Source organism: Gilliamella sp. B3367 (assembly GCF_026536825.1).
Classification (GTDB): domain Bacteria; phylum Pseudomonadota; class Gammaproteobacteria; order Enterobacterales; family Orbaceae; genus Gilliamella; species Gilliamella apicola_E.
Map to the genome: position 1 here is coordinate 434157 of NZ_JAFNNJ010000001.1, position 11776 is coordinate 445932.

Genomic DNA, 11776 nt, shown 5'->3' on the forward strand with positions numbered 1-11776 from the left:
GAATATGCTTAAGCATTTTGCTCTAAATTAGGAACAACTGCATCTTCAGGGATTGTGACATGCAATTGAATAATTCGTCTACGGTCAACAATGGTTACCTTAAATTGATAGCCATCAATAGTAATTGTCTCGCCACGAATTGGTAAACGCCCAAAATGTTGCATCACCAAACCGCCGATAGTATCCATCTCCTCATCACTAAATGAGGTGCCAAAGATCTCATTAAAATCTTCAACTGGCGTAAGGGCACGAACGGAGTACATAGTTGGTGATAAACGACGAATATCTCGATCTTCAACCTCATCGTATTCATCCTCAATATCGCCAACAATAAGTTCTAAAATATCCTCGATAGTCACTAAACCTGAAACGCCACCAAACTCATCAATGGCCATCGCCATATGATAGCGCTGCATACGAAACTCTTTTAACATATGATCAACGCGTTTACTTTCAGGAACAACAACAGTCGGTCTAAGGATCTTCTTCAAGTCAAAATCATTAACACCTTGTCGAATATAAATAAGTAAATCCTTAGCTAAAAGTACTCCCTCAATATGGTCTCTATCTTCACTAATAACCGGGTAGCGTGAATGACCGTGTTCAGAAATAATATCTAAACATTCATCAAGGGAAAAATTATCTTTGATTGTTACAATTTGAGAGCGGGGGATCATGATATCGCGAACGCGCTGATCAGCTATATCCATTACACCTTCGATCATATCAAGGGTATCTGGATCAATAAGTTCGTTTTCTTCTGCTTCACGAATTACTTCAATAAGTTCATCTTTATCTTTTGGTTCTGAATTGAATAATTGACTTAACCATAATGTAAACCCTTTTTTGGGTCTCCGGTGATTATCATCACTCATTTGCTCTCTTCCTTTCATATATCAAATGTATTTTGAGTTATAATTTTATATTAAACAGACTATTAAAAATTAGTCATCTAATCAATTAATAAATAAGGATTATCAAATCCTAACTGTGCCATTATATCGATTTCGATATTTTCCATTTCTTCGGCTTCTTCGTCAAGGATATGATCATATCCTAATAAATGCAAACAGCCATGAACAATCATATGCGCCCAATGTGATGTTAACGACTTATGTTGCTCAATTGCTTCAGCTTCAACCACTTGCTTACAAATCACCAAATCGCCAAGTAATGGAACATCAATTTCAACTGGCGATTCAAACGGAAACGACAAAACATTGGTTGGCTTATCTTTATTGCGATAAGTATGATTAAGGTGTTGACTCTCTTCCTTATCGACAATCCGAATAGTGATTTCAGCATTCTCCACAAACTGCGGTAAAATTACCTCTAACCACTGCATAATTTGTTGCTCACTTGGCAGATTATCTTGCTGCTCGGTGGCAATTTGCAAATCTAAAATATTCATTCAAATACCCAACCTATTCACGATGATAAGGATGATTAGCCGTTAAACTCCAAGCACGGTAAAGGCTTTCAGATACAATCACTCTAACTAGTGGATGTGGTAGCGTTAAAGGTGATAGCGACCAACTCTGCTCAGCAGCAGCTTTACAAGCGGGAGATAGCCCCTCAGGTCCACCAATTAACAAACTAACATCACGCCCATCTGCTTTCCAACGTTCAAGTTGCTTAGCTAAATCATGAGTGGTATAAGGTTTACCGGGAATATCTAGCGTCACAATGCGATTACCTTTACTACAAGAAGCCAGCATCTGCTCACCTTCTTTATCTAAAATACGCGCAATATCGGCATTTTTAGTCCGTTTTCCTGCGGGGATTTCAATGAGTTCTAAAGGCATATCTTTGGGGAATCGAGATTGGTAATCATCAAAAGCGGTGGTTACCCAATTTGGCATCTTGTTGCCAACAGCAATAAGCTGTAGTTTCACGTAACTAACTCCAAAGCTTCTCGAGTTCGTATAATTGTCGGCTCTCTTCTTGCATTATATGAACGATCACCGAATCCATATCAACGACTACCCAATCCGCATCATTTTGGCCTTCACTGCCTAATACCACATGTCCTTGCTTTTTAGCTTCATCAAGTAGATGCCCTGCAATTGACGAAACATGACGATTTGAAGTTCCAGTACAAATAATCATATAGTCGGTGATACTTGACTTACCACGCACATCAAGGGTAACAATATCCTTGCCTTTTAAATCATCAATTTTATCAATAATAAAGTCTTGTAATGATTGTTGCAAAATATACTCTCTACTAATATACATAAAGCGCTAGTATAGCATATTTTTTCAAAATCGCCTTGAAAATAGCACATCTCAATCAGTACAAATCAAAAAATGTGAGGAGCGCACTTTTTAAAATAAAAAAAGTTGAGGAACGGGGTTTTTGACACCCCAAATCTTACAACTCAACCACCTGATCAAACAATGGATTATCCGTTAATCTATGTGTAACCATCAGCAGAGTTTTATCGTAGTTTTTGATAAGTTCAATTATCTGCAGTTCAGTTTGTTGGTCAAGACTTTCGGTAGGCTCATCCATCAACATTAATGGTGAATTATGTAGTAATGCCCGAGCAATACCGATACGTCGAGTTTCACCACCTGATAATGATCGTCCTCCTTGCCCTAATGGCAAATCTAAACCCTGATCGGTTGAGATCAATTTGGAAAGCCCAACTTGATGTAAAATATCCATTAACTGTTGATCAGAAGCGTTTGGATTACCGATTAACAAATTTTGTCTAAGCGAGTCACTAAAAATAGTAATCACTTGAGGAACCACAGCAATCGCCTGACGTAAAGTTGGCTCGTCAAGTTGATTAATCGGTATATCGTTGATAAAGATATTACCTGAAGTGGGTTCCCACGCGCGCGTGACTAAATTAAGTAATGTGGATTTGCCACAACCGGTTTTACCAATTAAGCCAATATGTTTACCGGCTTCAACTGTTAATGAAAAATGGCTTAAAACTGCAAAAGGTTGATTTGGGTAGCTAAAGCAAACATCTTCAAACCGCAGTTTTGCGGTAGTCAAATCTATCGAACTGCCTTGCTCGACAAACTGGATATCTGGTGTTTGATCAAATAAAGCGGTTGTTCGTTTGGCTGACGCTAATACTTGCCCTAAAAAGATAAATGCAGTAGGGATTGGCGCTAAAATTTCACTACTAGCAAGGCTGACAAACACAAATAGGGCAACTAAAGGCGATAAGGTATATTGAGTGATAAGCCAAAGCACTAACAAAGTCAAAAAGCCAGCAATTAATACCACAAGAGCACTCGAGAGAGCCATTAAAGTAGACTGCTTTTGTTGATGATAAAGCCAATCTGATTCAAGTTTGTCGAGTTTTGAGCGATAACGATCTTGCGCATTAAATAAAGTCAGTTCAGCTTGGCCTTGTAGATAATTAACCAACAATGCGCGATACTCACTTTGCTGTTTAGCCAGTATTTCGCCTAATTGTTTACCTGCATAATAAAAGATCACCGGTATAGCAAGTAGAGTAGTAGTTAGTACCATGCTGATAATTAATGCAATAGGAAAGTTGATATAACTTAATCCGACAAACAAGAGCACAATAATTACCAGTGCCGTTACAATAGGTGAAAAGAGTTTTAGATAGAGATGATCAAGGGCATCAATATCCACAATAAAACGATTAAGAAGATCGGCTTTTTGATATTGGGATAACTGGTTAGCGCTTAAAGGAAGGATCTTTTTAAATGCTAATGTTCTTAAATACGCTAATATTTTAAAGGTGGTATTGTGATCAACCAAGCGCTCAGCATAACGGGATGCCGTTCGCATAATGGCAGCAGCCCTTACGCCCGCGGCAGGTAACATATAATTAAACGTATATAAACCCGCCACACCGACTACCGCGGTAGAAGCTAAAAACCATCCAGATAAAGAAAGTAAAAAAACACTGGCAAATAATGTAAGAATAGCTAAACCTAATCCAATAACAATTTGCCAAAAGTAGTGCTTATAAAGTGCAATATAGGGACGTAATAGCGCTAGCATAAGCTCTCCTTGATGGCGTTAAGTTGACCCTTCGACAATTTCCATACCTGATCAAATTCATGCATATCATCATGTTGATGGGTGATAGTGATACTATTTGTCGCAATATCATAGGGTGCCAACTGCTGAACTGTTTGCTTATCTAAACTTGCGGTCGGTTCATCAAGTATCAGTAATTGGCAAGGTTTCAGCATTGCTCTAGCAAGGGCGATGCGCTGAGCTTGTCCGACTGATAATCTAACCGCATCTTCACCAACTTGGGTATCGACGCCTTCTGGTAATTGAGCAATAACATCAGATAATTGCGCTTTTGCAATAACCTCGTCAATTTCATTGGCGCTCGCCATGGGTTTACCCAGTAGAATATTTTCACGAATCGAACCATTAATCAAATAAGGATTTTGCCCAATCCAACTGATTTGATGTTGCCAACTTACTAAATCAAGCTGATTAAATTCAATCCCATTAATTTTTAGCGAACCCTGATAAGGTAAAAAGCCAAGCAATACTTGCATTATAGAACTTTTACCTTCACCACTAGTACCAATTAACGCTAATTTAAATGGCGCTTGTAATGAAAAGCTAAGCGGGCCAACAATAGGCATCCCTTCGTTAGATAACACGATAAGATCTTTCGCTTCAATTGTTTTTAAAACATTTATTTCAGAAGGAATGGTTGATGATGATTGATTAGACGCGTTTTTTTTCTGAACGCTATCAAGTGGCAATTTTTTATTTAAAAAAGTTTCAATATTATCAGCTGCGGCAATGGCTTCTGCTTTGGCATGATAATAGACGCCCAAATCACGTAGCGGTTGAAAATATTCAGGTGCTAAAATCAAGGCAAAAAAACCAGCAAATAACGTGACTGTGCCATTATAAGCACCAAAATCAAACTCCCCTAAATACGAAAAACCAAAATAGACCGCCACAATTGCAATCGAAATCGACGTAAAAAATTCCAAAACCGCTGATGACAAAAACGCCATCTTTAATACTTGCATCGTTTTAATTCGAAAATCTTCAGACGCCTTGGCAATTTGCTCGGTTTGCTGTTTGCCTTGATTAAATAAGCGAATAGTACTCAGTCCTTTAAGGCGATCTAAAAAGTGCCCACTTAAATAAGAGAGTGCTTTAAAATGACGGCGATTAATATCCGCGGCTCCCATTCCCACTAAAATCATAAAAATAGGAATTAGCGGAGCAGTACAAAGCAAAATAACGGCCGCGGCCCAGTTAAAAGGGAAAATAGCAATACAAATTAATATCGGCACCATACTTGCCAGGCGCATTTGCGGTAAATAGCGAGCAAAAAAATCATGCAAATTATCGACCTGCTCAATAACTAAGGTACTCCAAGCTCCTGTAGTACTTTGACTTAAATATGCAGGGCCGAACAATTCAAACTGATCGATAATTTTTTGCCGAATTTGTTGGCGGATTTTTTGGCCTAAAGCAAAGTTAATCTTTTCACGGAAGTAAATAAGCAAGCCACGCGCCAATAGGATGACAACTAAAGATAAAAAATAAGGGAAAACGGTGGTAAAAGGAGTCTGATCGATGATCAACTTCTGCAAAATAATCGCCAATAAAGCAGCTTGGCCGATCATTAATAGACTCAACAAAAAACCAAATAAAACTGAAGCACGCAAATCTGGTTTATGCATTTTTGTGTGCTGTTTTAACCAGCTAAGTAAATAATTTTGACGTTTTTTATCTAGTGACATTTTAATTTATCTAAATAATGTTCAGCATCTAAGGCAGCCATACAGCCTGTTCCTGCCGAGGTAATGGCTTGTCGATAAATATGATCCATAACATCGCCCGCAGCAAAAATTCCTTCTACGCTAGTTTGTGTTGCATTACCTTCAGTACCTGATTTCACCTTGATATAACCATTATCAAGTTCAAGTTGGCCTTCAAAAATTGCAGTATTGGGTTTATGACCAATAGCAATAAATACCCCCATTACTGATAACTCTTCGGTTAGATCAGAATCGATAGTACTTCGTAATCTTACACCCGTTACGCCCATATTATCGCCAAGAATTTCATCGACGATTTGATGAGTATGCAAAATGACTTTACCTTCTTGCACTTTTTCAGCTAAACGATTCATTAAGATTTTTTCAGCCCTAAAACTATCGCGACGGTGGATTAAATGGACTTCACTGGCAATATTAGCCAAATAAAGGGTCTCTTCAATAGCAGTATTACCGCCACCGACAACAGCCACTTTCTGATTACGATAAAAGAAACCGTCACATGTAGCACAGGCTGACACACCTTTACTTTTAAAAGCTTCTTCAGAAGGCAACCCGAGATATTGTGCGGAGGCACCAGTTGCAATGATTAACGCATCACAACTATATTCCGTATCGCTACCAAATAGTTTGAATGGCTTTTGGCTAAAATCAACGCTATCGATATGATCGATAATAATTTCGGTATCAAATCGTTCGGCATGTTGTTGCATTTTCACCATAAGTTCAGGACCCGTTAATTCTGGATTTGCCGCTGGCCAGTTTTCGATCTCGGTCGTGGTGGTTAGCTGTCCACCTTGTTGAGTACCAGTTATTAATACTGGAGAGAGATTTGCTCGCGCGGCATAAACCGCTGCGGTATAGCCAGCAGGGCCAGACCCTAAAATTAATAAACGGGCATGTTTGGTTTTCATTTTGTATCCTTCCTATTATTCTGGCTAAATAAAATATGATTAGCGCAATTTATAGATGATAAGTCTAACATTATCAACTATTTTCTTGTAAAAAAAATGTTTATTACAGCAATAGGTGAAGGTGATAAATAACACGGAGTAACGTTATTTTTCCTTATATTTTCAAATTGTTAAATTAATTTATGTTTTTAACAAATTGATTTTATTTATCTAAAGTTTTTATAAGTTTTAATAATTAATTATTACTGTTTTAATCATTAGGCGATAACGCCTTCACTCGAAATACGACAAGCCACCATTCAAAAAAATGGAAATGTAATCAGCTAAAATTACGTGGGTAAAAGAAATTTTAAACTCAACTCAGCAGAATATTAACGATCCAAAAATCGCAACTATATTATTGGGTGTTGAATTTATTTTAGATTCACTATTAGCAGATGCGCAAGCGCTTAATAACACGTCTGAATAATTGTTAAAAAAAGAGTTAATGCCGCCAGTTGGCGACATAAGACTAATAGCAATTAAGATAAGAAAGTGGTGACATCTTCAAGTGACCAACGAATATGAGGTGGTTGCTCATCAATACGATAACCAAATGCTAAACACAGCCCAACACCAAATACCTCACGACTAAATGTTGGAATATATTTTTCTAAAATATTAATCACCTTATCATATTGGAATCCGCCAAGCGCACAAGAATCTATACCATGATAAGCCGCTGTGGTCATCATATTTGCAGCAGCAATATAACCTTGCATTTCTGACCAGCTATCAGCATTTAAACCTTCTCGTAAACCATAAGCAATATAGTTAAGAAAATCTTGGCTAGCTTTATCAATTGCCGTTTGATCGTTCTGATCTGGCAATGTTCTTCCTATAGCTTGACGTAAATATGGACTTTGCAAAGTAAAATTATTCGCTTTACGGTAAAGTAAAATCACAAAATGTGAACAGCTAGTAACTTGTTCTTGGTCATAACAAGCAGCACGCAATTCAGCTTTGATATCTGCATTATCGACAACGACAAAATGCCAAGGCTCAAAACCAAACGAAGAAGGCGATAAACGACCCGCGTCTAAAATAATTTCAACATCGCTATGACTAATCTTTTTTGATTCATCAAACCGTTTACAAGCATGTCTAAACTCCAAAGCTAACGATAGTTTGTCCATAATGTCTCCTAAGATTTCTTATTCCATGGTGCCACTTTCAATAGTAACACCATGCCGGGTATTGCTAATAGCGTACATAAACCAAAAAAGTTGGTCCATCCTAAATATTCAACCATAATTCCTGTTGTTGAATTAATCAATGTTCGAGGAATAGAAGCGATGCTGCTAAATAACGCAAACTGTGTTGCAGTATATAATGGATTCGTGGTTTTGGCTATAAAAGCAACAAAAGCTGCCGAACCAAGACCAACCCCCAAGGATTCAACACTGATCACTATCGCTAACATTATTTTTTCACTGACACCAATATCATTAAAAGGGCCTTCAATTGATAACCAGGCAAAACCTAAAATAGAAAAGACTTGAACAAAACCAAAGTACCATAAAGCCCGATTAATCCCTATTTTTATCATCAAAATGCCGCCCATAATCCCGCCTAATATCCCTGGCCATAATTGCGCATTTTTAGCGATCAAACCAATGTCTGGTAGGCTGAATCCCATTTTCATATAAAAAGTAGTCGCTAACGATGTTGCCATGCTATCACCTAACTTATATAAAAATATAAAGGCCAAAATGATCATCGCAGATTTAACGCCTTTTCTTTTAATAAATTCTAAAAAAGGATTGATAATAATATCTTCAAAATTATGGGATTTTGGTATTGGTTTATTAATTGGCTCTTTTATCAACAAGGTAATAATTATCACGGGCAACATAAATAGCGCCGTGACCATAAAAACGCTACTCCAAGGTAAAAAATGAGATAAGATTAGCGATAATGAACCGGGCACCAAACTGGCAAGACGATAAACGTTAATATGAATACTGTTCCCTAATCCAAGTTCAGTATCAGAAAGAATTTCTTGGCGAAATGCATCTAAAGCGATATCTTGCGTGGCTGAAAACAGCGCAATAATGAAACAGAGTGTAGCAATAATCCAAATATTTAGAGTCGGTGAAAAACACCCCAATATTGCAATAAAAAAGAGCAATACTATTTGCGACAGAAACATCCATCCCCGTCGACGCCCCATCCCAAACAGTGAAATATTGTCCATAAATGGCGCCCAAACAAATTTAAAAATATAGGGCAGTTGAGTTAATGAAAATGCACCAATAGCTTTTATATTCAGCCCTTCACTGGTTAACCAAGCAGGTAAAAGTTGAATTAACAAATAAAAAGGAAGACCGGAAGCCAAACCAGTAAAAATACAAATAAGCATTTTAGTGGAAAAGATAGTCCTAAGAAGAGAAACTTGTTTTTTATTCATTAGTTAACATTATCGGTCAGTTATATAGCAAAGTGCTATCATAGCATATTAATAAAAAAAATAATTGCTAAAGCTAACATAAAGCGTTTTACTATACAGGTTAATTTTTAACTCAACTTTCAAAAGTAAGCATTTAATCAACATTCGCCAAAAAAATATCAAGTAAACAATGCGTTTCAATCATCATTAAAACTTAAAAGATGCATTAATTAAACGCCTATAAGGGGGATTGCAGTATGAAAGAAACAGTCAAAGTCGCTGTTTTTAGCAGTAAGCATTACGACAAAGAACATCTCGAAATCGCCAACAAACACTTTGGTTTTGATATCGAATATTATGAGCATAAATTAAGCCATAAAACGGTTGTCACCGCGCAAGGTTATGATGCTGTTTGTGTATTTGTTAACGACGAAGTTGATAAATTAGTTCTACAAAAATTAGCCCATTATGGTATTAAAATTTTAGCATTACGCTGTGCGGGTTTTGATAATGTTGATCTCGATGAAGCAAAAAAATTAGGGATCACCGTTGTTCGTGTGCCAGCTTATTCTCCTGAAGCGGTGGCTGAACATGCGGTTGCATTGATGATGACACTAAACCGCAGAACCCACAAAGCTTACCAACGTACTCGCGACGCTAACTTCTCGTTAGACGGCTTAACCGGTTTTAACATGCATAATCGTACAGCAGGTGTGATTGGAACGGGTAAAATTGGCCAAGCAGTGATCCGCATCTTAAAAGGATTTGGCATGAATATCCTTGCTTATGATCCTTATCCAAATGATATTGCTGTTGAATTAGGTGCACAATATGTTCAATTAGACGAACTCTATGCCAAATCAGATGTTATCACCTTACATTGCCCAATGTCTCCTGAAAATTATCATCTACTAAATAAAGAGTCATTCAACAAAATGAAAAATGGTGTGATGATTATCAACACAAGCCGAGGTGGTTTATTGGATGCAACCGCTGCAATCGAAGCGTTAAAACAGACCAAAATCGGTGCACTAGGTATGGATGTTTATGAAAACGAACGAGACCTATTTTTCGAAGATAAATCTAATGATGTCATATTAGATGACGTATTCCGTCGATTATCAGCCTGCCATAACGTGATTTTTACTGGTCATCAAGCGTTTTTAACCCAAGAAGCACTATTAAATATCTCTGACACAACCTTAAATAATATAGCGCAAATAGCAGCAGGGAAAGAGTGTCAAAATATTGTTAAATAACAATAAATAATTTAATATGTCGCCGTTTTTTAACTAAATGAATATGGATGATTTATGCAACGTATCGTTATTTGTGTCATGATGGTTTTATGGCTCACTGCTTGTTCGAGTGGGGGATCATCGAAATCGCCAATGCAGCAGCATCGAGGACATTCGAATGTAAAGGGTGGCGTTTATCTAGAAAAACAACACGAAGAACCAAAAGCCAATAGTGCCCCTTTATCGGTCGATAAAGAAAAATTTATCACAATGATGGTAAATAAACATGGCTTTAATCGCCAACAACTTCGCAATGTTTTAGAACAAACCAACAAACTTGATTGGGTTATTGGTTTAATGGACAAACAAGCGCCAAAATCAGGAACGTCAAACGTACCTAATGGCGCATGGATTCGTTATAAAAATAAATTCATCACCCCAGGTAACTTACCTAAAGGTGTCGAATTTTGGAATAAATATGACAAAGATCTACAACGTGCTTACAAAGAGTACGGTGTACCACCTGAAATTATCGTCGGAATTATAGGCGTTGAAACCGGGTGGGGAAGAGTAATGGGCAAAACCAAAATTATCGACGCATTATCAACCCTAGCATTTTATTACCCAAGACGATCACAATACTTTGCTAAGGAACTTGAAGACTTCTTAATTATGTGTCGTGATGAAGGTGTTGATCCGTTTGATTTAAATGGATCATTTGCAGGAGCAATGGGCTACGGACAATTTATGCCATCAGCCTTTAGAAATCATGCTATCGACTTCAACCATGACGGTCATACCGACTTATGGGATCCGGTTGATGCAATCGGCAGTGTAGCAAACTATTTCAAAGCTCACGGCTGGCAACGAAACAAAAAAGTCGCAGTGGTTGCTGATGGTCAAGCGATCGAACTCGATACAGGCTTTAGCACCAAATATACGATTGAACATCTAGCTAAAGCAGGATTAAAACCAAAAAGCTCAATCGACGGTCATAAAGAAGTCAGCTTATTACGTTTAGACATGGGTGATAATTACCAATTTTGGTATGGACTACCTAACTTCTACGTCATCACCCGCTACAACCATAGCACACATTATGCAATGGCAGTATGGCAATTGGGATTAGCCGTTAAACAAGCTAGATAAAATTAACCTTAAAAGCAAAAGGTCGCAGTTGCGACCTTTTTTATTAATCCTAATAAACTCTCTAAAAAGTTGAGGAACGGGGTTTTTGGGGTTCTAAATTCTGTTTTGAAATATTGTCCCAAACAAATAATTCCGCTTTAACTGTGGCGCTTTTTAGTAACCCTGTTTTTCCATCAAAAAAAGTTGAGGAGCTGGGTTTTTGGGGTTCAAAAATTTTTTTTGAAATATTGTCTCAAATAAGTAATTCCGCTTTAAACTATGACGCTTTTTAGAAACCCTTTTTC

Annotated in this window: 11 protein-coding genes; 2 read left to right on the plus strand and 9 right to left on the minus strand. The window is 37.5% G+C overall.

The features are described from left to right. Positions 1-8: 8 nt before the first annotated feature. The 9 genes from corC to J3U23_RS01965 all read right to left on the minus strand — a co-directional run bounded on the left by corC (position 9) and on the right by J3U23_RS01965 (position 9126). Positions 9-875, minus strand: coding sequence for a CNNM family magnesium/cobalt transport protein CorC (corC, locus tag J3U23_RS01925; protein WP_065734343.1), 867 nt, complete (start codon positions 873-875; stop codon positions 9-11). Positions 876-952: 77 nt separating this feature from the next. Then, positions 953-1411 (minus strand): rRNA maturation RNase YbeY, encoded by a 459-nt coding sequence (gene ybeY, locus J3U23_RS01930; RefSeq protein WP_065562131.1) that lies wholly within the window; start codon positions 1409-1411, stop codon positions 953-955. Positions 1412-1424: 13 nt separating this feature from the next. Next, a complete protein-coding gene (gene rlmH / locus J3U23_RS01935; protein WP_220225000.1) occupies positions 1425-1895 on the minus strand; it encodes a 23S rRNA (pseudouridine(1915)-N(3))-methyltransferase RlmH in 471 nt (156 codons plus the stop codon). Between the two features lie 4 nt (positions 1896-1899). Beyond that, positions 1900-2217: a ribosome silencing factor gene (rsfS, locus tag J3U23_RS01940; RefSeq protein ID WP_065734345.1), complete on the minus strand. Its 318-nt coding sequence runs from the start codon at positions 2215-2217 to the stop codon at positions 1900-1902. 157 nt (positions 2218-2374) lie between these two features. Continuing rightward, a complete protein-coding gene (gene cydC, locus J3U23_RS01945) occupies positions 2375-4000 on the minus strand; it encodes a heme ABC transporter ATP-binding protein/permease CydC (RefSeq protein WP_267338283.1) in 1626 nt (541 codons plus the stop codon). After that, positions 3994-5727 carry a heme ABC transporter permease/ATP-binding protein CydD gene (gene cydD, locus J3U23_RS01950; protein ID WP_267338284.1) on the minus strand — a complete coding sequence of 578 codons (1734 nt, stop codon included), beginning with the start codon at positions 5725-5727 and terminating at the stop codon, positions 3994-3996. The genes cydC and cydD overlap by 7 nt, the downstream gene beginning before the upstream one ends. Then, positions 5718-6677, minus strand: coding sequence for a thioredoxin-disulfide reductase (gene trxB / locus J3U23_RS01955; RefSeq protein WP_065734348.1), 960 nt, complete (start codon positions 6675-6677; stop codon positions 5718-5720). The genes cydD and trxB overlap by 10 nt, the downstream gene beginning before the upstream one ends. A gap of 521 nt (positions 6678-7198) precedes the next feature. After that, positions 7199-7852: an NAD(P)H-dependent oxidoreductase gene (locus J3U23_RS01960; protein WP_267338285.1), complete on the minus strand. Its 654-nt coding sequence runs from the start codon at positions 7850-7852 to the stop codon at positions 7199-7201. Positions 7853-7860: 8 nt separating this feature from the next. Next, entirely contained in the window at positions 7861-9126 is a 1266-nt protein-coding gene (locus J3U23_RS01965; protein WP_267331264.1) for an AmpG family muropeptide MFS transporter, read from the minus strand. A 236-nt stretch (positions 9127-9362) separates the two neighbouring features. Between J3U23_RS01965 and J3U23_RS01970 the strand changes: the two genes are divergently transcribed. Together J3U23_RS01970 and mltB are read left to right on the plus strand one after the other, a co-directional pair. Further along, positions 9363-10364, plus strand: a complete 1002-nt coding sequence (locus tag J3U23_RS01970) for a 2-hydroxyacid dehydrogenase (protein WP_065562123.1) — start codon at positions 9363-9365, stop codon at positions 10362-10364. Between the two features lie 54 nt (positions 10365-10418). Further along, on the plus strand, positions 10419-11492 hold the full coding sequence (mltB, locus tag J3U23_RS01975; protein WP_267330153.1) for a lytic murein transglycosylase B: 1074 nt from the start codon (positions 10419-10421) through the stop codon (positions 11490-11492). The last annotated feature ends 284 nt before the right edge of the window (positions 11493-11776 follow it).

Excerpts from the sequence above, each read along its gene's own strand:
- J3U23_RS01970 (WP_065562123.1), top strand. The coding sequence starts at position 9,363 with ATGAAAGAAACAGTCAAAGTCGCTGTTTTTAGCAGTAAGCATTACGAC.
- cydC (WP_267338283.1), bottom strand. The coding sequence starts at position 4,000 with ATGCTAGCGCTATTACGTCCCTATATTGCACTTTATAAGCACTACTTT.
- ybeY (WP_065562131.1), bottom strand. The coding sequence starts at position 1,411 with ATGAATATTTTAGATTTGCAAATTGCCACCGAGCAGCAAGATAATCTG.
- mltB (WP_267330153.1), top strand. The coding sequence starts at position 10,419 with ATGCAACGTATCGTTATTTGTGTCATGATGGTTTTATGGCTCACTGCT.
- trxB (WP_065734348.1), bottom strand. The coding sequence starts at position 6,677 with ATGAAAACCAAACATGCCCGTTTATTAATTTTAGGGTCTGGCCCTGCT.
- cydD (WP_267338284.1), bottom strand. The coding sequence starts at position 5,727 with ATGTCACTAGATAAAAAACGTCAAAATTATTTACTTAGCTGGTTAAAA.
- J3U23_RS01965 (WP_267331264.1), bottom strand. The coding sequence starts at position 9,126 with ATGAATAAAAAACAAGTTTCTCTTCTTAGGACTATCTTTTCCACTAAA.
- J3U23_RS01960 (WP_267338285.1), bottom strand. The coding sequence starts at position 7,852 with ATGGACAAACTATCGTTAGCTTTGGAGTTTAGACATGCTTGTAAACGG.
- corC (WP_065734343.1), bottom strand. The coding sequence starts at position 875 with ATGAGTGATGATAATCACCGGAGACCCAAAAAAGGGTTTACATTATGG.